The sequence below is a fragment of the Klebsiella sp. WOUb02 genome (assembly GCF_050058015.1).
Lineage (GTDB): Bacteria > Pseudomonadota > Gammaproteobacteria > Enterobacterales > Enterobacteriaceae > Klebsiella.
In genome coordinates this window covers 838,366-861,988 of sequence record NZ_CP170110.1, presented here as the reverse complement: position 1 = coordinate 861,988, position 23,623 = coordinate 838,366, and the positions used below count along the sequence as shown (strand labels likewise).

Genomic DNA, 23,623 nt, shown 5'->3' with positions numbered 1-23,623 from the left:
TGTCATGCTTCCTTAACTTCTATACGGCAGTAATTTGTCATTGTAGCGTCCTGAACGCAGGACGGATAATAACATTTTGTTCACTCGCTCTATTTTATCTTCTGTAGACTGAAGTTGCCTTAAAAATATTACTTCATCAGCCAGCGCGCCGTCCTGTCGCGCACTTTCTGTACAAGGCGGTCAATGTCTGGCATATTTTTTTGCAATTGTTAATCAAACGACGTTTTAGATACAAAAGAGTATTAACTTTCAGGGTTTTTATGCATTAAAATCGTTGGGTTTTGTCATTCATGGTCAGGCATGTGTACATGTCTGTAATTAATCAGGGGAGTGCTCGGTGGCGCGGCTAAACAAAATCGCGATTTCGCTCTGCGCATTACTGTTTACATCTATCTCATTTACACCGCTGGCGCATGCTTCAGGGCATACGCACGCCTCCGCCGCGTCAAAAGCGCATCAGGTAAAGGGCTCCAGCGAACGCAAGAAAAAAGCCTCCGGTCAGAAAACAAAATCCAGCGCCAAAACCTCCAGCAAGAAAGCATCGACCTCCTCCCGCGCCAAACACCCTACCCGCACCACCGCCTCCAGCCAAACGGCATTAAACCGTCAGGCCGCCGGCGGAACCAAAAAGTGCGTGTTGCGCAAAGGCTATAAAAAGCAGTGCGCGACCTCGGCTAATGCCAATATCGAGCCGACGCGGGCGATGGCCAGCGTGAAGCAGAAGTGCGTCGTGCGTAAAGGCTACAAAAAGCGCTGCAAGCCGGTTGCCGAAGAAGAAGTGCCGCTGACGCTTGCCGATGCGCATAAGGTGCGGGTGCAAAAAGCGCAGAGCACCGCGATGTCGAAGCTGATGGACCAAATTGGTAAGCCCTATCGCTGGGGCGGCACCTCGCCGCGCACCGGCTTTGACTGCAGCGGGCTGGTGTATTACGCCTATAAAGACCTGGTGAAAATTCATATCCCGCGCACGGCGAACGAGATGTACCACCTGCGCGATGCTCGCCCGGTCGACCGCGGCGAGCTGCAGAGCGGCGATCTGGTCTTCTTCCGCACCCGCGGCCGCGGCACGGCGGATCACGTCGGCGTGTACGTTGGTAACGGCAAATTTATCCAGTCGCCGCGTACCGGACGCGATATTCAGATTACCTCGTTAAGCGAAGATTACTGGGTTCGCCACTACGTTGGCGCCCGCCGCGTGATGACGCCTAAAACAATCCGCTGACGCCCCCTGCCGCGCCTGCGGCAGGTTAACTCTCTCTTTTGTCACATCTTTTAATTTGCTACTATCTCCCTGTGCATGATGTGGTTATTGCACGCATTAATATAATAAGGAGAGTAGCAATGTCGTTCGAATTACCTGCATTACCATATGCGAAAGACGCCCTGGCGCCGCACATTTCCGCTGAAACCCTGGAATACCATTACGGTAAGCATCACCAGGCCTACGTCACTAACCTCAACAACCTGATCAAGGGCACCGCTTTTGCAGACCTGTCTTTAGAAGAGATCGTTCGTTCTTCCGAAGGCGGCGTCTTTAACAACGCGGCCCAGGTCTGGAACCACACCTTCTACTGGAACTGTCTCGCGCCGAACGCCGGCGGCGAGCCGGAAGGCGAACTGGCGGCAGCTATCGCCAAATCCTTCGGCAGCTTCGCTGATTTTAAAGCGCAGTTCACCGATGCGGCGGCGAAAAACTTCGGCGCGGGCTGGACGTGGCTGGTCAAAAATGGCGACGGTAGCCTGGCGATTGTCTCCACCAGCAACGCCGGTACGCCGCTCACCGGCAACGCCACGCCGCTGCTGACCGTGGATGTCTGGGAACATGCTTATTACATTGACTACCGTAACGCCCGTCCGAACTATCTGGAGCACTTCTGGGCGCTGGTAAACTGGAAGTTTGTCGCGGCTAATCTGGCGGCATAAAACGGTACCGCAGAAGGGTTTTCCCTTCTGCGGTGATAACTAGCTGCTGGCTAAGGCCTCTTCCGGCCGCGAACGACTGCTGAACAGCACCAGCATCAGCGCCACCCCGGCGATGATCGCCCCCATCACCGGAACAAATGCGTAGCCCAGCCCGCCGGAAATCACCGCCCCGCCGGCCGCCGCGCCCAGCGCATTCCCGAGGTTAAACGCCCCGATATTCACCGAAGAAGAGAGCCCCGGCGCTTCATGAGCCACGCGCATCACGCGCATCTGCAGCGGCGGCACCACGGCGAACGTCGCCGCGCCCCATACCACCATGCTGATGGCCGCGCCAGTCTGCGACTGCGCCAGCAGCGGGATCGCCAGCATGATAACCATCAGCAGCAGTAAAAATCCCTTCAGCGTGCCGGAAACCGAGCGGTCGGCAAATTTTCCGCCAAGGTAGTTGCCCAGAGAGAAACCGACGCCAATCAGCACCAGCATCGCGGTGACGAACAGCGGCGAAGCGTGAGTAATGGTATGCAGCACCGGCGAAATATAGGTATAGAGGGTGAACATCGCCCCGGCCCCGAGCACGGTGGTCAGCAGCGCGGAGAGCACCTGCGGCCGCATCAATACCGCCAGCTCCTCCTTCACGTTCGGCCGCTCCCCTGCGCTGCCTTTCGGCAGCGAGAACCACAGGCCGGCCATCGCCACCAGGCCGAGGCCCGCCGTGGCGAGGAAGGACATACGCCAGCCGATGGTTTCCCCCAGCCAGGTCGCCGCCGGGACGCCGCCAATATTGGCGATGGTCAGCCCCATAAACATGGTTGCCACCGCGCTGGCCTGCTTGTGCTTAGGAACCACGCTCGCGGCCACCACCGAGCCGAGGCCGAAGAAGGCGCCGTGGTTCAGGCTGGTGATAATGCGCGAGAGCAGCAGCGTGGTGTAATCCGGCGCCATTGAAGAGAGGACGTTGCCAAGGGTGAAAATAGCCATCAGGAAAATGAGCGCGCTGCGGCGCGCGCGATGCGACAGCAGCAGCGTCATCAGCGGCGCTCCGACCATCACGCCGATGGCATAGGCGCTAATCAGCATCCCCGCGGCGGGAATGGACACATCCACGCCTTTCGCGATCACCGGCAGTAATCCCATCGGGGAAAATTCGGTCGTACCGATACCAAACGCCCCAACGGCCAGCGCTAACAGGGGAAAGTTGATTTTCATGCAATGACTCCAGCAAACCGTCCTCAGCGACGGTATCTCATCAGAAGGCAAAAGCATGACATCAATCACAGAAAAACAAAAGTAAACGAAATGGCAAAAGATTTTTGCGAATTTGATAATAATACGCGGGAATGGGGGAAAGGAGCCTCTCCCCCGCAAGAATTAGTGCAGTACGGCGGTCAGCGCTGCGGCCACGATCAGCCCCAGAACAATAATCGTCGTGGTCAGCGAAAACTTTAAATCTGTATCCATCAATTTTCCCCCTGATTATCCCCACAAGAAAAGTGAGCCTGCTCATTTTTGCACAGTATTGCATAAAAATCTTCTGAGATTTAGGGCGATGCACGTTTTTACTCTTCCCCTTTGCCGCAAGATCGGACAAAATCCCACGCTAATTTGAAAGCGTATCGGCCATTGACCCCTTCCTGTCGTTCTGTGTCGTTTCCCGACGTGATGCAATGTTGAACATTGCGCTCAGGGTGTGTATAGGCAAACGTTTACGTATCGATAATCAGACGATCAGGTCAAGGTCTGGAGAGAGAAGTAATGGCAACAATTAAAGATGTAGCGAAGCGCGCAAACGTTTCCACTACAACCGTGTCACATGTAATTAACAAAACCCGTTTTGTGGCTGAAGAGACGCGCAACGCGGTATGGGCTGCCATCAAAGAGCTGCACTACTCTCCGAGTGCGGTGGCGCGCAGCCTGAAGGTTAATCACACCAAGTCGATCGGCCTGCTGGCCACCAGCAGCGAAGCGGCCTATTTTGCCGAGATTATCGAGTCCGTCGAGAAAAGCTGCTTCCAGAAGGGCTACACCTTGATTCTGGGCAACGCCTGGAACGATCCGGAAAAGCAGCAGGCCTACCTGTCAATGATGGCGCAAAAGCGCGTCGACGGTCTGCTGGTCATGTGCTCCGAGTATCCACAGTCGGTGCTCTCCATGCTCGAAGAGTACCGCAACATCCCGATGGTGGTGATGGACTGGGGCGAGTCCAAGGCCGACTTTACCGATTCGGTGATCGATAACGCCTTTGAAGGCGGTTACATGGCCGGCCGCTATCTTGTCGAACGCGGCCACCGTGAAATCGGCGTGATCCCGGGTCCGCTGGAGCGCAACACCGGCGCCGGTCGGCTGGCCGGTTTTATGAAAGCGATGGAAGAAGCGCAGATTCGCGTCCCGGAGAGCTGGGTGGTTCAGGGCGACTTCGAGCCGGAGTCCGGCTACCGCGCCATGCAGCAGATCATCAGCCAGCCGCACCGCCCGACCGCCATATTCTGCGGCGGCGATATCATGGCGATGGGGGCGATTTGCGCCGCGGACGAAATGGGCCTGCGCGTGCCGCAGGATATTTCGCTGATTGGCTATGACAACGTGCGCAACGCCCGCTACTTTAGCCCGGCGCTGACCACCATTCATCAGCCAAAGGACTCTCTCGGCGAAGCCGCATTCAATATGCTGATGGACCGCATCGTTAACAAGCGCGAAGAGTCGCAGTCTATCGAAGTTCACCCGCGCCTGGTCGAGCGCCGCTCGGTGATCGACGGCCCGTTCGTCGACTACCGCCGCTAATCCCGGCGGGGCGCCGCCTATTCCGGCGCCCGCAGCCACTCCCGATTTAACGTTTCGCTGTCGCCAAGATAGTCCAGCAGCCAGGAGAGTGCCGGCGAGATATCGCTCTGCTGCCAGGTCAGACAGCAGGCGGCGTCCGGGAACGGGTTTTCCAGCTCCAGCGCCGTCCATTCGCCGCTAGCGATCCGCGGGCGGGCGAAGTGCGACGGCACCATGCCGATGCACAGCCCGGCCGACAGGCAGGTTGTCGAGGCGTCCCAGTCCGGCACCACCACCCTCTTCTGATTATCCAGCAGCCACGTCGTGCGCTTCGGCAGCGAGCGGGAGGTATCCTCCCTGACCAGCGACGGCCAGTTGCGCAACGTATCATCGCTCAGCGGACCGCTCATTTTTGCCAGCGGATGGTGGCTGGCCACCACGCAGTGCCAGCTCAGCATGCCCATGTCGCGAAAGGCGTAGCGGCCGCCGACCGGAATCGAGCGGGTCGCGCCGATGGCCAGCTCCACGCGGCCGTCGGCCAGCGCGTCCCAGACGCCGTTAAACACCTCCTGAAAGACAATCAGCTCGACGTCCGGAAAGTGACGATAAAAATCGACAATCATCTGCCGCATACGCGCCGGCTTGACGATATCGTCTACCGCAATCGAGAGCTGCCCGCGCCAGCCGTTGGCGATCTGCTGGCACTGACGGCGGGTGATCTGCATTTTTTTGATAACAGAACGCCCTTCCTGTAAAAACCACACCCCGGCTGGGGTGAGTTCGACGTCCCGATGGCGACGCTCAAAGAGCGGAACGGCCAGCCACTCTTCGAGCTGACGCACGGTGTAGCTGACTGCCGAAGGTACACGATGTAGCTCCTGAGCCGCAGCGCTAAAGCTGCCGTTGCGCGCAACCGCATCAACCACTTCAAGGGAGTATTCGGACCACATATTCTGCCTGCAAAATTTTTGAACGCATGTAACAAATATTAGCGTTTCACAAGCCAGAATGCACTCCCTACACTCAGCGGCATCTTACCTGTATCAGAAGAAAGAGAACTTTATGCAACAACCCGGGAAAGGATTTTTGGTTTGGTTAGCGGGCCTCAGCGTGCTGGGTTTCCTCGCAACCGATATGTATCTGCCGGCGTTTTCGGCTATCCAGCAGGATCTGCATACTTCGGCGGCCTCGGTCAGCGCCAGCCTCAGCGTGTTTCTCGCCGGTTTCGCCGTTGGCCAGCTGTTCTGGGGGCCGGTATCCGATCGCTACGGGCGCAGGCCGGTACTGCTCAGCGGCCTGGCCATCTTCGCCGTCGGCTGCCTTGGCATGCTGTGGGTACGGGACGCGAATCTGATGCTGGCGCTGCGGTTTGTGCAGGCCATCGGCGTCTGCGCGGCGGCGGTCACCTGGCAGGCGATGGTCACCGACTATTATCCCGCCCAGCGTACCAACCGCATATTCGCCACCATCATGCCGCTGGTGGGCCTGTCGCCGGCCCTGGCGCCGCTGCTCGGCAGCTGGCTGCTCGCCCATTTCGACTGGCAGGCTATTTTCGCGACCCTGTTCGCCATCTCCCTGCTGCTGATGCTGCCCGCCTTACGCCTCAAGCCGGTGAGCAAGCCCGAGAGCGGCGCGCAGAAAAAGCTGACCTTCCTGGCGCTGCTGCGCTCGCGCGAGTATAGCGGCAACGTGCTGATTTATGCCGCCTGCTCCGCCAGCTTTTTCGCCTGGCTGACCGGATCGCCGTTTATTCTGCATGACATGGGCTACGGGCCAACCGCCATCGGCCTGAGCTACGTGCCGCAAACTATTGCCTTTTTAATCGGCGGATACGGCTGCCGGGCGGCGCTGCAGAGATGGCAGGGGCAGCAGCTGCTGCCGTGGCTGCTGGTGGTTTTTGCGCTCAGCGTTGCCGCCACCTGGCTGGCAGGTCTGCAGGAGAATGCCTCCATCGTCGCGCTGATGGCCCCCTTCTGCGTGATGGCTATCGTTAACGGCGCCATTTACCCGATTGTCGTCGCCCAGGCGCTACGGCCGTTCCCTCAGGCGACGGGCCGCGCCGCCGCGCTGCAGAATACCCTGCAGCTCGGACTGTGCTTCCTGACCAGCCTGCTGGTCTCCACGCTGATTGCCACCCCGCTGCTCACCACCACCAGCGTGATGCTGGCCTCCATCGCGCTGGCCGGGCTGGGATATGTGATGCAGCTGCGCACCACCCGGCTGAGCGCCGAGTCGGCGCATGCATAGAATGGTTTCAGTAGTGTTAAGGTCCAGTAATTAGCCTGCTAATATCTTTTTATTGAAAGCCTTAAAATAGGGGCCTATACTGGATCCCGTGTCACATAAATAGATAGTTTATCGATATTAACGGGGGCAGGATGCTTCCCGTTTCACCATGGAAGGCCTTTCGGCAAGGGTTATCTCCCTTCCTCTGTTCTACGTCGGATAGCAGCTTCACGGATTTTTCCGTGAGATTTCTCACAATGCCAAAAAAAGCGTCTACGCTGTTTTAAGGTTCTGATCACTTGGGCGTGATGGAGAAGCTATGAGTTCATCGTGTATAGAAGAAGTAAGTGTACCAAATGATGACTGGTACCGAATTACAGTCTGAGTTACTCGGTCGTGCGGGTATTGAAATTAATGGCTCCGCTCCCTCCGATCTACGAATAAAAAACCCCCTCTTTTTTAAGCGCGTGCTGCAGGAAGGTTCTCTGGGGTTAGGTGAAAGCTATATGGACGGCTGGTGGGACTGCGAGCGTCTGGATATTTTCTTCCATAAGGTGCTGCGCGCCGGACTGGAAAAGCAGCTTCCCCGCCATCTCAAAGATACGCTGCGTATTGCTACCGCTCGCCTGTTCAATCTGCAAAGTAAAAAACGTTCCTGGATAGTCGGCAAAGAGCACTACGATCTCGGCAACGATCTTTTTAGTCGGATGCTCGACCCCTATATGCAATATTCCTGCGCTTACTGGAAAGAGGCGCAATCTCTGGAAGAGGCTCAGCAGGCTAAATTAGATCTTATTTGCCGCAAGCTGCAGCTGGAACCCGGGATGCGGGTGCTGGATATTGGCTGCGGCTGGGGCGGTCTGGCCTATTACATGGCAAAAAATTATCACGTTAGCGTGGTTGGCGTTACCATTTCCGCCGAACAGCAAAAAATGGCCCAGCAGCGGTGTGAAGGATTAGACGTCACTATCCTGCTACAGGACTATCGCGACTTACATGATAGTTTTGACCGGATAGTTTCCGTCGGTATGTTTGAGCACGTGGGGCCGAAAAACTACGCGACCTATTTCGACGTTGTCGACCGAAATATGAAAGCGGACGGTCGTTTTTTACTGCACACCATCGGTTCGAACAAAACCGACCTCAGCGTCGATCCGTGGATCAATAAATATATCTTCCCTAACGGCTGCCTGCCGTCGGTACGCCATATTGCGCAAGCCAGCGAAACACATTTCGTTATGGAAGACTGGCACAATATAGGCGCCGATTACGATACCACGCTGATGGCCTGGTACGAGCGATTCCTCGCCAGCTGGCCGGATATTGCCGACAACTACACCGAGCGTTTCAAGCGCATGTTTAGCTATTATCTGAACGCCTGCGCCGGGGCCTTCCGCGCGCGCGATATTCAGCTGTGGCAGGTGGTGTTTTCTCGCGGCGTCGAGGACGGCCTTCGCGTCGCACGCTAGACCGGATCTTCACTTATCATGCCTGCCGGCGCCATCGCCGGCAGGCATTTTTTTTGCCCCATCCGGTATTGATTTCCGCGATGCTGCACGCCCGGCGCGGAAAAAGTCTGCCGCGGAGTCCAGCTTCCCGTGGAAATCGCCAGGCCGAAAGATCGCACGGCGGACGCCCCGGGAGATTACTCTTCCGACGCCTTTTGCACCGCCTCTTTCGCCGCCAGCACGCGCTCAACGGTATCGACCACCGCCTGCGTCTGCGGGTCAATCTCGATATTTACCCGATCGCCCAGCTTTTTCACGCCCAGGGTGGTGCGCAGCAGCGTTTCCGGGATCAGGTGCACGCAGAAGCGCGTCGGCGTGACTTCGCCAACCGTCAGGCTGATGCCGTCGACGCCGATAAAGCCTTTATACAGAATGTACTTCATCAGCGTCGGATCCTGGACCTTGAACCAGATCTGGCGGTTATTTTCCGAGGTCAAGATCTTAACCACCTCCGCGGTGGTCATAATATGGCCGGACATCAGATGGCCGCCGATTTCGTCACTGAACTTCGCCGCGCGCTCGACGTTCACCACGTCACCCTGACGCACGGCGCCGAGATTGGTGATGCGCAGGGTTTCTTTCATCAGATCAAAACTGATGCGCGCGCCGTCGATCTCGGTTACCGTCAGACAGCAGCCGTTATGAGCGACCGAAGCGCCGGTTTCAAGTCCGTCGAGCATGTGCTCCGGCAGTTCCACCACGTGGGTACGAAAGTTGGGCTTCTCATCGATGGACACCACTTTAGCGGTCCCCTGCACAATGCCAGTAAACATGCTTTGCTCCTCCAGGAATGGCTCACAATATATTAATCGGGAACAATAACAGGTGGTAAATAAGGTTGCCAGCGCGCATCGTGCCCTACCATTTTTTCACTGGCTTAATGGCTAATCCTCGCTACAATAGACTGGCTAATCCCTCTGCTTTTTCTTCTTGCTGCCATTAACGGCGGCTTTTTTAGTCTCCAAATAACAACAATATAAAGGTGTACAGGTGCAGAAGTACTTCATTGAAGCGCGTCAGTTGTTAGCACTGGCTATTCCCGTCATCCTTGCGCAGGTGGCCCAGACGTCAATGGGCTTCGTCGATACCGTTATGGCGGGCGGCTATAGCGCCACCGATATGGCGGCCGTCGCTATCGGGACCTCCATCTGGCTGCCGGCGATCCTCTTCGGCCACGGTCTGCTGCTGGCGTTAACCCCGGTCATCGCTCAGCTCAACGGTTCCGGGCGCCGTGAGCGCATCGCGCACCAGGTGCGCCAGGGTTTCTGGCTGGCGGGATTCGTCTCGGTGCTGGTGATGGTAGTGCTGTGGAACGCCGGCTATATCATCAGCTCAATGCATAATATTGACCCGGCGCTGGCGGATAAAGCCGTCGGCTACCTGCGCGCGCTGCTGTGGGGGGCTCCAGGCTACCTCTTCTTCCAGGTTGCGCGTAACCAGTGCGAAGGTCTGGCAAAAACCAAGCCGGGGATGGTTATGGGCTTCATCGGCCTGCTGGTGAATATCCCGGTCAACTACATCTTTATCTACGGCCATTTCGGGATGCCGGAGCTGGGCGGCGTTGGCTGCGGCGTGGCAACGGCTTCCGTTTACTGGGTAATGTTTTTCAGCATGATCTCCTGGGTGCGCCGGGCGCGCTCAATGCGTGATATCCGCGGAGCCGAGGGGTTCAGCAAACCGGATTTTGCCGTCCTCAAACGCCTGGTCCAGCTCGGGCTGCCGATCGCCCTGGCGCTGTTTTTCGAAGTGACCCTGTTTGCGGTGGTCGCGCTGCTGGTTTCTCCGCTGGGCATTGTCGATGTCGCCGGCCATCAGATTGCGCTTAACTTCAGACTCGCTGATGTTCGTTTTACCGCTGTCGCTGGCGGCGGCGGTAACTATTCGCGTGGGCTTTCGCCTCGGTCAGGGCTCAACCCTCGATGCGCAAATCTCCGCCAGAACCGGCGTCGGCGTTGGCGTCTGCATGGCCGCAATCACCGCAATTTTCACCATCCTGATGCGTAAACAGATTGCCCTCCTCTATAACGACAACCCGGAAGTAGTGCTGCTGGCCTCTCAGCTGATGCTGCTGGCGGCAATCTATCAGATCTCCGATTCCGTACAGGTCATCGGCAGCGGGATCCTGCGCGGCTATAAGGATACGCGCTCAATCTTCTTTATCACTTTTACCGCCTACTGGGTTCTGGGGCTGCCGAGCGGCTACGTGCTGGCATTAACCGATATGGTCGTTCCGCGTATGGGGCCTGCCGGCTTCTGGTGCGGATTTATTCTCGGCTTAACCTCCGCGGCAGTGCTGATGATGCTGCGGATGCGCTTCCTCCAGCGTCAGCCGTCGAGCGTCATTTTACAGCGCGCAGCGCGCTAGCCAGCAGCGGCGTCCCGCTTTCGGGGCGCCGTTTTTCAGCGTTCGCCGGCTCCGCGCGGGCCCAGCGCCTTTCTCAGCGCCTCTACGAAGCATTTTATTTTGGTCGTTCGTCGGCGCCCGGCCGGCACCAGCACGTGCATCGGCCGCGAAGGGCCGGAAAAGCCCGCTAAAACCTGTACCAGCCTCCCCTGCTCAACCTCAACTCTTAGCACCTCTTCCGGCCCGAGGGTGATGCCGTGCCCGGCGAGTGCGGCGTTCATCAACGCTTTCCAGTCGTTCGAACGGAAGCGCCCGGCGGGTTTCACTTCGACCGTGGTGCCCTCCCCGGTGAACTGCCAGCGGCAGGCGTTCATCGCCGACCAGTGGCCGTAGACCAGGCAGGAGTGATGCTGCAGATCGGCCGGCGTCTGCGGCTCGCCGTGGCGCAAAATATAGTCGGGAGCGGCGCAGGCTATTAGCCGATAAGGGCGCAGCGGCCAGGCGACCATAGTGCTGTCGGCCAGCTCGCCGATGCGAATAATAACCTCGAACTCCTCTTCTATCGGGTCGACGATGCGATCGCTGAGGGTCAGCTCAACCTGAACCTCGGGGTAGCGGGCGAGATAGTCGATGATAAACGTCGAGAGCGCGTGCGAACCAAAGGTGACCGGCGCATTGACTCTGATAATGCCTGAGGGGGTGGCTTTCATCTCCAGCGCCAGCGCGTCCGCCTCGGCGACCTCGTCCAGCACCACGCGGCAGCGCTCATAATAGCTGCGGCCGATATCGGTGAGCGTTTGCCGACGCGTCGTCCGCGCGATGAGCGCGATGCCGAGATGCGCCTCCAGGGCGGCCACGTGGCGGGCAACCATCTGCGTCCCGATGAGCAAACGTGAGCTCGCCGCGACGCTTGCCCAAACGTCGCGCGGCTAAGCGCAGCCCCACTCCGCTAACGCTTTCTCGTTAGCGGAATCCCTCTTACGTCCTCCCGCAACCTCCGCCGTACATTCGGTTACCCGCCGATACCAAACACTCACTGAACTGCCGCGGTGCCCGGCATATAGTTGTTTCAACAGCCCCGCAGTGGGGTTAACTGAAGAAACATTTTCGAGGATATCAGAATGAAAAAAGTATTAGCTCTGGTCGTTGCCGCTGCTATGGGTCTGTCTTCTGCTGCTTTCGCCGCTGACGCGGTAAGCACCACTCAGGCTCCGGCGGCTGCGACTCACAGCACCGTTGCCAAGACCACCCATCACAAGAAACATCACAAAGCTGCCGCTAAACCGGCCGCAGAGCAGAAAGCTCAGGCTGTGAAAAAACACAAAAAAGCCGCTGCTAAACCAGCCGCTGCGCAGAAAGCCCAGGCCGCTAAAAAACACCACAAAGCCGCTACTAAACCAGCCGCTACCCAGAAAGCCCAGGCCGCTAAAAAACACCACAAAGCCGCCGCTAAACCGGTAGCCCAGAAAGCTCAGGCTGCGAAAAAACATCACAAAGCTAAGCACCACGCCGCGGCTAAACCTGCTGCACAGCCGGCGGCATAATTAATCCGGTGAGTCTGGTTTCGTAATAAATCGGCGCTGCTTCAGCGCCGATTTTTTTAGGAGAGCATTATGCTGCAACGCTATCGTTTCGAGCTCATTCTGATCCTGTTAATAATCTGCGCCCTCTTCACCCTTCGCCTGATATTTAAATAACGGCCAACGCCTGCCACCATGATAAAAGGCCGCAGCGGCGACCTTATGCATATCAAAAATATAAAAACGTAAGCCGATAGTTATTATTCAATCCGACGCGTCACTTCAAATACCCCTGGCGCAACGGCGATAACCGCGAACTGGCTGTATGACCTGGCGCTCGACGTATACGGCTTCGCCTGAAGGTCGCGATATTCAATGGACGCTCCTCCGGGCAAGGTAAAGCCTCCCGACGACCGCTCGATAAGGCCGGCCGGGGTAAACTGGACAAGAAATATCCTTTATCATCAGTAAAATATAGATAATATGAGTAAAACTTCCGCAATCGCGTGCGATCTGCAAGAAAAGTGACGTTTGCCTCTTGCCACAACCTCTCCCGATCGCTAATATGCGTCCCCGTTGTCACTACAACATTGCGTTCATAGCTCAGTTGGTTAGAGCACCACCTTGACATGGTGGGGGTCGTTGGTTCGAGTCCAATTGAACGCACCATAACGCGTTTATAGCTCAGTTGGTTAGAGCACCACCTTGACATGGTGGGGGTCGTTGGTTCGAGTCCAATTAAACGCACCAAAACGCGTCCGTAGCTCAGTTGGTTAGAGCACCACCTTGACATGGTGGGGGTCGGTGGTTCGAGTCCACTCGGACGCACCAGATTTTCGCGATCTGGTGTATTTTCCTCAAAAGAAGCGCTTCCTGCAGCAGTTCAGCATTACGAGATACCTCCTGTTCCACAGCATTTAAATCCTTTTCAATAACTCTGCACTTGCTTTCAACCCGACATTGCCGTACCCCAGACTGCTCCAGACCAAACCTATCAGCAGCATAGACCGCAGCTGCTTTCAGAGCCCGCAATCCGTACTGTAAATGCGACAAACAAGCCCTGAAGCTTTCCTTTGCTGTTTTGCCTGACGGCAGAAAAAAAGCCGGAATGGCTTAATATTCCGGCCCGTGATTGATGACGCCTTAGAAATGCGTGTTCACGCTCACATAGAACGTCCGCCCCGACTCATTGTAGGTTTCAGCGCCGGCGCCATACAGATAAGCCCCGGTCGTCGAATTTCCCGTCGTCTGCGCATTACCGGCGCGATAGTGGCGAATATCAAACAGGTTATCCACGCCGCTGGTCAGACTCAGGTTTTTATTCACGTCCCAGGTCGCACTCAACCCAACGATACTGTATGGACTGACTTCGTTTAGCTCGCTTGCGGACACCGCCTCACCTTTATAGTTAAAGCGCTTCGGTTTCTGGCGACCATACCAGGTGAAGGTGCTCTGTAAAGAGAGATCGTCACGCACCTGCCAGCTGACGGTTGAGTTCAGCGTGAACTGCGGGATCACCGACAGACGATCGCCGGTGGTCTTGTTCTTGCTCTGCAGCATCCACGTCAGGTTGTTGCTCCAGTTGACCGTTTCGCTCACCGGCAGGTTAAGCGAGCCTTCCAGCCCTTCTACCAGCGCCTTCGGCACGTTTTCCCATTGATAAATATTGGTCGTGCCGTTGCTGGCCGTGCCTACCGCCGAGTAACCGGATTCAATCTTATTGCGGTAGTCATTGCGGAAGTATGTCAGCCCCGCCTGATAACCATCATGCTTATACTCAAGACCAATCTCTTTGTTGACGCTGGTTTCTGCCTTCAGATCGCTATTACCCATCAGGTAACAGGCGGAACTGCTGGCGTAACAGCCCTGGCCGTTACTGTACAGGATATAGTTCGGGTTGAGCTGGTAGAGATTTGGCGCTTTATAAGCGCGGGCAATCCCCAGTTTCAGCGTCCAGTCATCTGATAGACCCTGGGAGAGGTTCAGCGATGGGCTCCAGTTATTACCGACAATACTGTGGTGGTCAAAGCGCAGGGCTGGCGTCAGCGTGGTGCTATCCGTCAGCGCGATATTATCTTCGGTAAACAGCGAGAAAATTTCGGCGCTGGAGTAAGGACTGCGTCCGGTTGCCGAGATGCCGTCGATGGAACCATAAGAGAGAGACTGGGTGGTCGATACGCCATCCTTCATCCGCTGTTGGTTCCATTCGGTGCCCAGCGTCAGATTCTGCTCAACCCCGAAGGTAAACGGAATATTCACTTCACTGTGCAGCAGCACGTCCGACAGATCGATATCCGCGAATTCGCTGCTGGAGAAGATGCCCTCCGTTCCGCCCGCCAGCCCTTCGCTCATCCGGGAGTTGCGGGTATGTTCATACTGGGCGTAGGTATTGCTGGTCACGCCGTTATCCCAGCCGCCGGTCCAGGTCACCCCGTAAGTCTGGCGATAGAGGCGGTTGGTCTCCTTGCCGTACATACTTTTTACCAGCGTACTGGTGTTGGTGTTCTGCGTGTCGCCGGCATACAGGTTGCCCTGACGGCTATAGCCGGTTTAGAACTCCAGCGCCTGCATCGGCGCAAACTCCCAGCGTAGCTTGCCGTGGATATCTTTATTCACAACGCCTTCGCGCCCTGCAGGATAGGATCCCGCATAGGTACCGGTTCGTGCCGCTTCATGGCCGGAGTTAATATCCTGGGCATCGGCCTGCGTTTTACTCAGATTCCCCCATAGATTAAAGCTAACCTCATCCGACAGCGGACCGTTGAGGCTGAAGTTCGTGCGTTTTGTCGAGCCCTCTTTACGATGCTGGGGGGCGTTCATATAGGAATTCCAGGAACCATGCCACTCGCTGCTGGTCGGTTTAGTGACGATATTAACCACGCCCCCCATTGCGCCATTACCGTAGCGGGCCGCCGCCGGGCCGCGAATAACATCGATATGATCGATCATTTCCGCCGGTACCCAACTGGTATCACCGCGCGTGTCGCGGTCACCGCGCCAACCATAGCGCACGGAGTTACGGCTGGTCACCGGTTTACCGTCCACCAGAATCAGCGTGTTCTCTGGCCCCATACCACGAATATCGACCTGGCGATTATTGCCGCGCTGACCGCTGGTGGAGTTGCCTGTCAGGTTGACGCCCGGCTGGGTGCGAATCAGTTCGGAGACGTCCCGTGCAGGTGGGTGTTTGCGGATTTCATCGGCAGTGATGGTGGAAACGCCGGGGGCCTGGAGAGTCTGCGCGGCTGCGGTAACGACCATCGTTTCGTCATGATTCTCCGATGTCGTTGCCGTAGCGGACTCCTTCGTTTCGTCCGGAGTGCTGTCGTCAGCGGCCTGCGCTGGCAACCCCACTCCCCAGATGGCCATATGAATCAGTACGGCCAGCGAGTAGTGTGAATAATGTTTCATGGAATATGCCCTGTTTTTTATTACCGTCGGGGCACGCCTTCTTCATTCGTCAGATAAACACCGACTTCCAGGCACAGAACATCTTCTCTGGTTTTGGCGTAAACAAAGCCCCTCCCGAGGTCATATTGGGATATTAACCATTTGCACCGAAAAAAATTCCGCCCTGGAAAAATGAAGAAATAAACGCGCCACGCTATTCTTTGATCGCGTATTCCGATCGGCAGCCAATCGAATTATTGTGCTGCTCTACGTTATTAGAAATAAGATTCATTATCAAGCCGATAATTAACTGGCAGGCCTCCATATTTAAATATCACAACAAAATCAATTAGATATACAATTAACATTTGCATTCCACAGTCATTAAAACAAATGAATTACATCTACATTAAATAAGCACAATTTAATCATAATATCCCCACATTTTTTAAAACCAACACGCCTTTATTATTGCAAAAAAATGCATTGCAAGAAAAATGCCGTGCTGGTTATTATTCACGCCAGTCCACTCGATGATATGCAGTACCTGGTATCAACTTACCGGGTAACATCAACAAAAGATGATTTTAAGCCCTCTTTAATGACATAGCGCTCCCCGCAGCTTCAGCCAACTCAGCGACAGGCTCTTTACCACTGCCCCGTCGTCCTTCGTTTATACTTCGCTTAACGCCCTGAGTTACACCTTCAGCGTCAGCCCGTAAACGGATGGCTGCGCCTACAAAAACGAGCCCATATCAATGAAGAAAATTGCGATTATCGGCGCCGGGCCGACGGGGATCTATACGTTTCACGCGCTGTTACAGAGCGCGGCACCGCTGGCCATCTCTATCTATGAACAGGCCGATCGGGCTGGCGTCGGGATGCCCTATGGCCAGGAGGACACCGCGCGGATGATGCTGGCGAATATTGCCAGCATTGAAATCCCGCCTATTTTCTCGACCTATATCGACTGGCTGCAGGGGCTAAGCGCCGGGCATCTGGCGCGCTACGGAGTACGCAAAACGTCTCTTCACGTTCGCCAGTTCCTGCCGCGCCTGCTGCTGGGTGAATATTTCCGCGACCAGTTTCTGCAGCTGGTTGCGACTGCCCGCAAGCGCGGGTTTGCGGTCACGGTCCGCGAATCCTGCCAGGTGGAAGATCTGCACGTCACCCGCTCCGGGGTGATGCTCTACGCCCGCGACGCCGCAGAACCGGCGCATTTTGACCTTGCGGTTATTGCCACCGGTCACGTCTGGCCTGATGACGATACCACGCCGCGCGCCCACTTCCCGAGCCCGTGGTCGGGGCTAATGAGCGCGCGTATCGCGCCCTGCCGGGTTGGAATTATGGGAACGTCGCTCAGCGGTATCGATGCCGCCATGGCGGTAGCCGCGCAGCACGGGGAGTTCGTGGAAGCGGCGGACCAGTCGCTCAGCTTCAGGCTGGATCGCGGCAGCGAGGGGCTTGAGATAGTGATGATGTCCCGCTCGGGGATCCTACCCGAAGCCGACTTCTACTGCCCGATCCCCTATGAGCCTTTAACTATCGCCAGCGACGAGGCGATTAGCCGGCAGATCGCCGTCGGATCCGCGGGGCTGCTCGATCGGGTTTTCGCGCTGATGGTGCAGGAAATTGACGCCGCCGACCCGCTCTGGAGCCGGGAGATCGCGCTTAGCACGCTAAACGCCGACAGCTTCCACGACGCCTGGTTCGCCGCGCGCAGGAAGTATGACCCTTTTCTGTGGGCTGAGGAGAATCTCATTGAGGTCGAGCGCAACAAGCGCGACAGGCGTACCGTGGCCTGGCGCTACGCGATCCTCAGACTGCATGAAGCGGTCCAGGCCATCGTTCCTCACCTCGACCCGCGCGACAGCGAGCGGTTTAGCGCCGGCCTGGCCCGGGTGTTTATTGATAACTACGCGGCGATCCCGTCGCAATCCATCCGCCGGCTGCTGGCGCTGCGCGAGGCGGGCGTTATCAGCATTCTCCCCCTGGGACCCGATTACGCCATCGCCATTGAGGATAACCTGACGGAAATTAACGCCAGGCAGTCCAGGTATACCTTTGACGTCTTTATCGACGCCCGAGGACAGAAGCCGCTGAAGACCAAAGACCTGCCATTCCCGACGCTACGCAGGCAGATCCTCGCCGCCGGAGACGCTATTCCCGAGGTCGGTGAAGACTACACGCTGCTTGAACCGCAGATCGTACGCGGGCGCATTGCATTCGGGGCGCTGCCCTATCTCATGCACGACCGTCCTTTCGTTCAGGGCCTCACGGTATGCGCGGAGATCGGTGCGGCAATGGCCAAAGCCGCCTCGCAGCCGGCAGCGCGTCCGCGGCGGCGGCTGCCGTTTATCGAGCGCTAGCCGCTATTGACGCTTTCGGGCGGCCAGGCCCCGCCCTTAGCGGCGATCGGGAGCAGGCTGCCAGGGATCCTTTTGCCGATCCTCGCTATCATCTCTTTTACGCGGTATTTCCCCCCGCTCGCGGGGATCGTCTTTTGCCGGATGGCGGGCGGATTTATCGGGGTCATTCATCGTAGACAGGGACATATTATTTATCCTCCATTGCGGGCGGCGGTAATATAAAAAATCCACAACGCTAAATCATCGCCGTCGAGAGTTAACAGTAAATGATATCAGGCCGGTGTCAAACCGCCGCGCCGCTTATCCGGCGGATCGCGACGAATAAACCGCCGCGAGAAATAAATTTAAATATCTCACTCCCTCCGGCATAACCCGCTGACGGATAACCGACGGGGCAGCGCTGAACTCTATTTTCAGCGATAAAATCCGCGGTATTTGTAAAGAACATAAAATTAATATCGAGCAGGTTTGTCGGTTAATTTATACCACCCGCGCTCTGCAATAAATTTCCGCCCTGGCGCCGGAACAATCCTAAAAATTATCGCAGCACGGCCAGACTTCAGATATAAAACCTGACTGCTTATCATATAATTACGTCAATACACGCCAGCGCGCAGCATAATAACTCCTGCGGCCAGGGTTTATTGACTCGCTAAATATCTTTAGCTGACCGTCACAGGGCCTATGCTTAATATTTACCCGAACCGAGGAGATGATGAGTGTGTATCAGGAGAGTGGCGGCGCGGTGCGGGACGCAGGGCTTCCATGCCCTGTTGAAGAATTACTCGAAGAAAACTTCAGGGTTTTCAGAGAGCGAGACGAAGGATTTGGTGTTTTTATCCAGGGCGCCAATCGCGCCGCTTTCGATATCATATACCCAGCCGTGCAGGCGCAGCGCGCCGTCGCGCAGGCCGACGGCGACCGACGGATGCGTTTTGATATTGTTAAGCTGGGCGATAACGTTCTCGCGCACCATCGCGTTCACTTTATCGATTTCGCTATCCCAGGTTTTGCTGTCCACCACCGCTCGCGCCGCATCGGCATAGTGCAGCCAGTGGGAAACCGCCGGCATAGCGTCCAGACACTGGCAGGTCGCCACCGCCGTCATCGCACCGCAGTTAGAGTGGCCGCAAATCACGATATCGGTCACCCCGAGGGCAACAACCGCGTACTCGATGGTGGCTGAGACTCCGCCCGGCTCCGGCCCGAAAGAAGGGACGATATTACCCGCATTACGAATAACAAAGAGCTGTCCAGGTTCCTGCTGGGTCACCAGTTCTGGCACCAGACGGCTGTCGGAGCAGGAGATAAAAAGCGCTTTGGGATTCTGGCTGGACGCCAGGCTGCGGAAGAGCTCTTTACGCTGGGGGAAGATCTCTTTTTGGAAGTTGAGGAAACCCTCAATGATATGTTGCATAGCAGTGTCTCTTTTCTCTGTTTTAATTACGGTATGACAAAGATCACAGTATGTAGTGTATCACCGACGGGTCGAATAGGAATTTTTATTGATAAACGGCTATTTAGTGAGCACCCGGCCCTCGCCGCCGGGTATGTTATCCGCGGTGGCCGCGGTTATACCGTATAGATGCGGATGTCGTGCTCGCGAAACGCGGCGCTATACTCGCGGCTGACGTTCTCTTCCACCACCAGCACATCGATAGCGCCGCTTTCAACCACCACAAAGCGGGCTACCGCCGGGATCTTGTCAGACGTCAGGCCGACGATAATTTCGCTACACTGCCCGATTACCGCTTTCTTAAATTCGCAGTCCGCGTAGTCAAATCCCGTCAGGCCGGACTCCGGCGCCATCGCGCAGCCGCCGATAAACCCCTGGTCAAACAGAATGCCCCGCAGCTGCGCCACCGCCGAGGCGCCGACGCATCCCCCGGACGCCCGCTGTATCTGCCCGCCGAGGATCACCACGTCATAGAGCGGCTTTTTTAGCAATACGGCGGCAATTTCCGGCGAGTTGGTGACCACCGTCAGCGCCAGCTCGGCGGGGAGGGCCTCGGCCATCGCCAGGTTGGTGGTTCCGGTATCGATGAAAATACAGCCGCCGGGCTTCACCAGCCTTGCGCATTGCTGCGCGATCCTGAGCTTTGTTGCCGCATTCTTATCTTTGCGTTCGCTATAGTCTCCGGCCTCCGGCAGATTCATCACCGCGCCGCCGTAGACCTTTTTGCAAAACCCACCTTTGCTAAGCTCATGTAAATCACGGCGAATTGTATGCTCTGAGACCTTCAGTCTGGTCGCCAGTTCGGCGCATACCACCCTGCCGTTCTCCTGCAGAATCTGGCAAATAAGCGCTTGTCGCTGTTGAGGGAATGCCGCACAATCGAGCACATTAAATCCTTAAATTAATATCATCGAGCATTAGTGAGCATGATCATGCATCAGCTCTCCCTCTGTCAACACGCCGCCAGGAGATATTCACGATGAAAGTAGCCCACATCGCCCTGTGGACCCGTCAGCTTGAGCAGCAGGCCCGCTTCTGGGTCGACTTCTTTGCCGGCGAGATTAACGATAAGTACTGCAGCCAGACTAATCCCGGCTTTGCCTCCTATTTTGTGAAGATCGGCGACAATATTGCCATTGAGCTGATGACCAAACCGGGGCTCAGCCAGGGGACGCCGGATAATAACCACACCGGCTGGGTGCATCTGGCCATTGCGGTAGGTGGAGCAGAAAACGTTGATTCACTGGCGCAGCGCGCCGACGCGCAGGGTATTCTGGTCTCGCCGCCGCGCACCACCGGCGACGGCTACTATGAGGCGGTGATAAAAGATCCCGACGGAAACCTGATTGAAATCGTCGCATAGCGAACGGCAGAGGCGGGTCGGAAAAGCGCCGTAGCGGCCAATTCCGCCCGACCTCCCGGCGGGGTTAAGGCGTTACAGACCGATCGGCTGATAGCCCTGCCACTGCGGTTTATCCGCAACGCCCGGGGCGTTAGGGACCAGATGCACGTACCACTCGCCAATCTGCTCCAGCAGCAGGCAGTCATCAACCTCTTTGAGATTATCTTTATGCTGCTGATCCACGCCCCGCAGCAGCTTTTGCAGCGCCTTCTCTTTCGCTTCCCGCGCGTCCCGCGCCGCGAAAAGGTCAAACTCGTGCAGCTCAGCCAGCGTATCCGGCCGATAGCCTCCGGCGTTAACGAAGAACAGCCTGACCTCGGCCGCCGCGGGCTGCTTCGCTAATACCACGTCGTAGCCGTCGGCCCAGGTAATTTGGCTGTAGCCGTCGATATGAATTTTATCGGCATCGCCGAACCACGCCTCGCGCAGCGCGGGCCAGGCGTCCTCGGGCTTTTCCGCCACCGCAAACTGAATATCGTGCACTTCAATATTCGATTTTCCCGCATTGCCGCCAACGTAGAACATAAATAGCTTCACTTCAGATCCCCTGCATCGTTATTTTCGCTATATATCAGACTACACAACGAGGTCTTCGGCAAGCCGGCTGTCGCAAATGCGGCAGCCCGGGTTCAGCGCAGCCGCATTTGCAGCATCTCTCCTCGCGTAAGAAAAATTTAACCATCTGATTTTAAACAAATTAAAAAACCAACTTTCTGGCACATCCTTTGCTAAGTGATTATATAACTAGTTGGAATTATAGATTATTTAGTTATCTATTTTTTGCATATATCACTTCGTTAATCAGGATGGAATCAGCATGCCAGAAAGCACACAGCCGGTTAGTTACACGCGTTACGCACCGCAAGCGCACGTCATCAGCAGCGATGAAGAAGCGGTGGCCATCGCCCATGAGATAGCGCTGGTGCTGCGGCCCGGCGCCGCCGAGCGCGACCGCAGCGGCATTGTGCCCCCCGAGATCGTCGATGCCTTTTCCAACAGCGGGCTGTGGGGCATTACGGTACCGCGTCGCTGGGGCGGAGCCGAAGTCTCTGCCGCCACGCTGGCGGAAGTTATCGCCATTATCTCCGCCGCCGACCCGTCGCTGTGGCAAATTCCGCAGAACCACTACTGCCTGCTGGAGGATATTCGCCTGCAGGGCAGCGACGAGCAGCGCGCCTTCTTTTTTAACCTCGTCCTGCAGGGGCACCGCTTTGCCAACGCCCTCTCGGAAACCGGGGGCAAAACGGTTCTCGATATCCGCACCCGGCTTGAGGCCCGCGCGGAGGGTCTGTATATCAACGGCCGCAAAGGCTACTGCACCGGCTCGCTCTACGCCCACTGGATCGGCATTTTGGCATTAGATGCCGACGACAACGCGCAGCTGGCGTTTGTCCCTCGCGACAGCGCGGGGCTGACCGTGGTCGACGACTGGGCCTGCCTCGGCCAGCGCAACACCGCCAGCGGGACGGTACTGGCCGAGGATCTGGCGGTCCAGCCGTTCCATCTGTTTCCAACGTGGCAATCCTACGCCATCCCAACCCTCGCCGGCCCCTTCGCGCAGCTCACCACCGCCGCCATCGATGCCGGCATCGCCCGGGCGGCCCTCAACGACACGGTGGCCTTCGTGCGCGAATTCTCCCGGCCGTGGATTGACGCCGGAGTAGATCGCGCCGGCGACGACCCGCTCACCATCTACCATATCGGGCAGATCGACAGCCGGCTGGCCGCCGCCGAGGCGCTGCTGGAACGGGCGGGGAAAACCCTCGACCGCTACCGCGATGCGCTGAACGAGGAGAACGTGGCGCTGGCTTCGGTTGCCGTCGCCCGCGCGAAGGTCTTTACCACCGAAGTGGCGCTGGAGGCCGCCAGCCGCCTGTTTGAGCTCAGCGGCACCCGCGCCGCCGCCAGCAGTAATAATCTCGACCGCCACTGGCGCAACGCCCGGATTCATACCCTCCACGACCCGGTACGCTGGAAATACCAGCCTGCTGGGCAACTGGGTGCTGAACGGCGTTCGCCCGCAGCGCCACGACTGGAACTGAGGTGGCGACGGTGCTGGAATTTTTCGCCGAAATCGACTGGAGCGACGTGGCGCAGGCCGCTATCGATACCCTGACGATGCTGGGCTGGTCACTGGGCTTTACCGTCCTGATTGGCCTGCCGCTGGGGATCGTTCTCTACCTGACCGGCCAGCCCCGGCTGCTGCACGCCCCGCGGCTTTATCGCCTGCTGTCGCTGGCCGTCAACGTGCTGCGCTCGCTGCCGTTTATCATTTTGCTGATCGTGATGATCCCGGTCACCACTTTCATCACCGGCACCTCGTTGGGGGTGCAGGGCACCATTCCGCCGCTGGTGGTCGGCTGTGCGCCCTTCTTCGCCCGGCTGGTCGAAACGGCGCTGCGCGAAGTGGATCACGGGCTAGTGGAGGCCAACTGGTCGATGGGCGGCAATACCCGGCAGCTGATCTGGCACACCCTGCTGCCCGAGTCGCGCTCGGGGCTGGTGGCCGCCGTTACCGTCACCGCCATTTTGCTGGTGGACTACACCTCGATGGCGGGGGTAATTGGCGGAGGCGGCCTCGGCGACCTGGCGATCAGCTTCGGCTATCAGCGCTTTCAGACCGACGTCATGGTGGTCACCGTGCTGCTGCTGATTGCCCTGGTGCAGATATTACAAATGAGCGGCGACCGCCTCGTGCGGTCGATAAGCCGTAAATAAAGGATGCCCG

The 23,623-nt window shown here is 57.1% G+C and carries 18 protein-coding genes, 3 tRNA genes and 4 pseudogenes; 14 read left to right on the top strand and 11 right to left on the bottom strand.

Annotated features, from left to right (window positions below; all coding sequences use genetic code 11):
- Positions 1 to 337 precede the first annotated feature (337 nt).
- A complete protein-coding gene (locus tag ABOC21_RS10940) occupies positions 338 to 1,222 on the top strand; it encodes a C40 family peptidase (RefSeq protein ID WP_426814543.1) in 885 nt (294 codons plus the stop codon).
- A 119-nt stretch (positions 1,223 to 1,341) separates the two neighbouring features.
- On the top strand, positions 1,342 to 1,923 hold the full coding sequence (gene sodB, locus ABOC21_RS10935) for a superoxide dismutase [Fe] (RefSeq protein WP_426814542.1): 582 nt from the start codon (positions 1,342 to 1,344) through the stop codon (positions 1,921 to 1,923).
- Positions 1,924 to 1,962: 39 nt separating this feature from the next.
- Here sodB and ABOC21_RS10930 read toward each other — a convergent pair whose 3' ends face one another.
- Positions 1,963 to 3,129: an MFS transporter gene (locus ABOC21_RS10930; protein ID WP_426814541.1), complete on the bottom strand. Its 1,167-nt coding sequence runs from the start codon at positions 3,127 to 3,129 to the stop codon at positions 1,963 to 1,965.
- 162 nt (positions 3,130 to 3,291) lie between these two features.
- A complete protein-coding gene (locus tag ABOC21_RS10925) occupies positions 3,292 to 3,381 on the bottom strand; it encodes a YnhF family membrane protein (protein WP_041145917.1) in 90 nt (29 codons plus the stop codon).
- 294 nt (positions 3,382 to 3,675) lie between these two features.
- On the opposite strand from ABOC21_RS10925, the gene purR reads away from it, so the two are divergent.
- Positions 3,676 to 4,701, top strand: a complete 1,026-nt coding sequence (gene purR, locus ABOC21_RS10920) for an HTH-type transcriptional repressor PurR (protein ID WP_426814540.1) — start codon at positions 3,676 to 3,678, stop codon at positions 4,699 to 4,701.
- Positions 4,702 to 4,718: 17 nt separating this feature from the next.
- Here the strand turns inward: purR and punR are convergent, their stop codons facing one another.
- Positions 4,719 to 5,630, bottom strand: a complete 912-nt coding sequence (gene punR, locus ABOC21_RS10915; RefSeq protein ID WP_426814539.1) for a DNA-binding transcriptional activator PunR — start codon at positions 5,628 to 5,630, stop codon at positions 4,719 to 4,721.
- Between the two features lie 112 nt (positions 5,631 to 5,742).
- Between punR and punC the strand changes: the two genes are divergently transcribed.
- Both punC and cfa read left to right on the top strand, forming a co-directional pair.
- Positions 5,743 to 6,927, top strand: a complete 1,185-nt coding sequence (gene punC, locus ABOC21_RS10910; RefSeq protein WP_426814538.1) for a purine nucleoside transporter PunC — start codon at positions 5,743 to 5,745, stop codon at positions 6,925 to 6,927.
- A 298-nt stretch (positions 6,928 to 7,225) separates the two neighbouring features.
- Positions 7,226 to 8,375, top strand: a pseudogene (cfa, locus tag ABOC21_RS10905) (cyclopropane fatty acyl phospholipid synthase).
- On the opposite strand, the gene ABOC21_RS10900 reads toward cfa, so the two are convergent.
- Positions 8,372 to 8,533, bottom strand: a complete 162-nt coding sequence (locus tag ABOC21_RS10900) for a hypothetical protein (RefSeq protein ID WP_426814537.1) — start codon at positions 8,531 to 8,533, stop codon at positions 8,372 to 8,374. The pseudogene cfa and the gene ABOC21_RS10900 overlap by 4 nt on opposite strands.
- 18 nt (positions 8,534 to 8,551) lie before the next feature.
- The gene (locus ABOC21_RS10895) at positions 8,552 to 9,187 is read right to left on the bottom strand and encodes a riboflavin synthase subunit alpha (RefSeq protein ID WP_426814536.1); all 636 of its coding nucleotides are present in this window, start codon (positions 9,185 to 9,187) and stop codon (positions 8,552 to 8,554) included.
- Between the two features lie 217 nt (positions 9,188 to 9,404).
- Between ABOC21_RS10895 and mdtK the strand changes: the two are divergent.
- Positions 9,405 to 10,779: pseudogene (gene mdtK / locus ABOC21_RS10890) on the top strand (MdtK family multidrug efflux MATE transporter).
- Between the two features lie 35 nt (positions 10,780 to 10,814).
- Here the strand turns inward: mdtK and ABOC21_RS10885 are convergent.
- Positions 10,815 to 11,630, bottom strand: coding sequence for a LysR family transcriptional regulator (locus ABOC21_RS10885; RefSeq protein WP_426815466.1), 816 nt, complete (start codon positions 11,628 to 11,630; stop codon positions 10,815 to 10,817).
- A 249-nt stretch (positions 11,631 to 11,879) separates the two neighbouring features.
- Here ABOC21_RS10885 and asr point away from each other — a divergent pair, with 249 nt between their 5' ends.
- The 4 genes from asr (at position 11,880) to ABOC21_RS10865 (ending at position 13,109) form a co-directional block, all read left to right on the top strand.
- Complete coding sequence (gene asr, locus ABOC21_RS10880) at positions 11,880 to 12,302, top strand: acid resistance repetitive basic protein Asr (RefSeq protein WP_426814535.1); 423 nt, start codon at positions 11,880 to 11,882, stop codon at positions 12,300 to 12,302.
- A 568-nt stretch (positions 12,303 to 12,870) separates the two neighbouring features.
- Positions 12,871 to 12,947, top strand: a tRNA-Val gene (locus ABOC21_RS10875).
- A 4-nt stretch (positions 12,948 to 12,951) separates the two neighbouring features.
- A tRNA-Val gene (locus ABOC21_RS10870) sits at positions 12,952 to 13,028 on the top strand.
- A 4-nt stretch (positions 13,029 to 13,032) separates the two neighbouring features.
- Positions 13,033 to 13,109: transfer RNA gene (locus tag ABOC21_RS10865), tRNA-Val, on the top strand.
- 312 nt (positions 13,110 to 13,421) lie between these two features.
- Here the strand turns inward: ABOC21_RS10865 and ABOC21_RS10860 are convergent.
- Positions 13,422 to 15,689 (bottom strand): annotated as a pseudogene (locus ABOC21_RS10860) (TonB-dependent siderophore receptor).
- Between the two features lie 737 nt (positions 15,690 to 16,426).
- Here ABOC21_RS10860 and ABOC21_RS10855 point away from each other — a divergent pair.
- Positions 16,427 to 18,037: an FAD-NAD(P)-binding protein gene (locus tag ABOC21_RS10855; protein ID WP_426814534.1), complete on the top strand. Its 1,611-nt coding sequence runs from the start codon at positions 16,427 to 16,429 to the stop codon at positions 18,035 to 18,037.
- 36 nt (positions 18,038 to 18,073) lie between these two features.
- On the opposite strand, the gene ABOC21_RS10850 is transcribed toward ABOC21_RS10855, so the two are convergent.
- From ABOC21_RS10850 to ABOC21_RS10840, 3 genes are all read right to left on the bottom strand, one after another.
- Positions 18,074 to 18,223, bottom strand: a complete 150-nt coding sequence (locus ABOC21_RS10850) for a hypothetical protein (protein WP_426814533.1) — start codon at positions 18,221 to 18,223, stop codon at positions 18,074 to 18,076.
- A gap of 595 nt (positions 18,224 to 18,818) precedes the next feature.
- The gene (locus ABOC21_RS10845) at positions 18,819 to 19,454 is read right to left on the bottom strand and encodes a carbonic anhydrase (RefSeq protein WP_426814532.1); all 636 of its coding nucleotides are present in this window, start codon (positions 19,452 to 19,454) and stop codon (positions 18,819 to 18,821) included.
- Positions 19,455 to 19,609: 155 nt separating this feature from the next.
- Complete coding sequence (locus ABOC21_RS10840) at positions 19,610 to 20,380, bottom strand: DeoR/GlpR family DNA-binding transcription regulator (protein WP_426814531.1); 771 nt, start codon at positions 20,378 to 20,380, stop codon at positions 19,610 to 19,612.
- A 92-nt stretch (positions 20,381 to 20,472) separates the two neighbouring features.
- Here ABOC21_RS10840 and ABOC21_RS10835 point away from each other — a divergent pair, with 92 nt between their 5' ends.
- On the top strand, positions 20,473 to 20,856 hold the full coding sequence (locus tag ABOC21_RS10835) for a VOC family protein (protein WP_426814530.1): 384 nt from the start codon (positions 20,473 to 20,475) through the stop codon (positions 20,854 to 20,856).
- 72 nt (positions 20,857 to 20,928) lie between these two features.
- On the opposite strand, the gene ABOC21_RS10830 is transcribed toward ABOC21_RS10835, so the two are convergent.
- Complete coding sequence (locus tag ABOC21_RS10830) at positions 20,929 to 21,432, bottom strand: DUF1543 domain-containing protein (RefSeq protein ID WP_426814529.1); 504 nt, start codon at positions 21,430 to 21,432, stop codon at positions 20,929 to 20,931.
- Between the two features lie 280 nt (positions 21,433 to 21,712).
- On the opposite strand from ABOC21_RS10830, the pseudogene ABOC21_RS10825 reads away from it, so the two are divergent.
- Both ABOC21_RS10825 and ABOC21_RS10820 read left to right on the top strand, forming a co-directional pair.
- Positions 21,713 to 22,937, top strand: a pseudogene (locus ABOC21_RS10825) (SfnB family sulfur acquisition oxidoreductase).
- Between the two features lie 10 nt (positions 22,938 to 22,947).
- Positions 22,948 to 23,613 (top strand): methionine ABC transporter permease, encoded by a 666-nt coding sequence (locus tag ABOC21_RS10820; protein WP_426815465.1) that lies wholly within the window; start codon positions 22,948 to 22,950, stop codon positions 23,611 to 23,613.
- Positions 23,614 to 23,623: the final 10 nt, after the last annotated feature.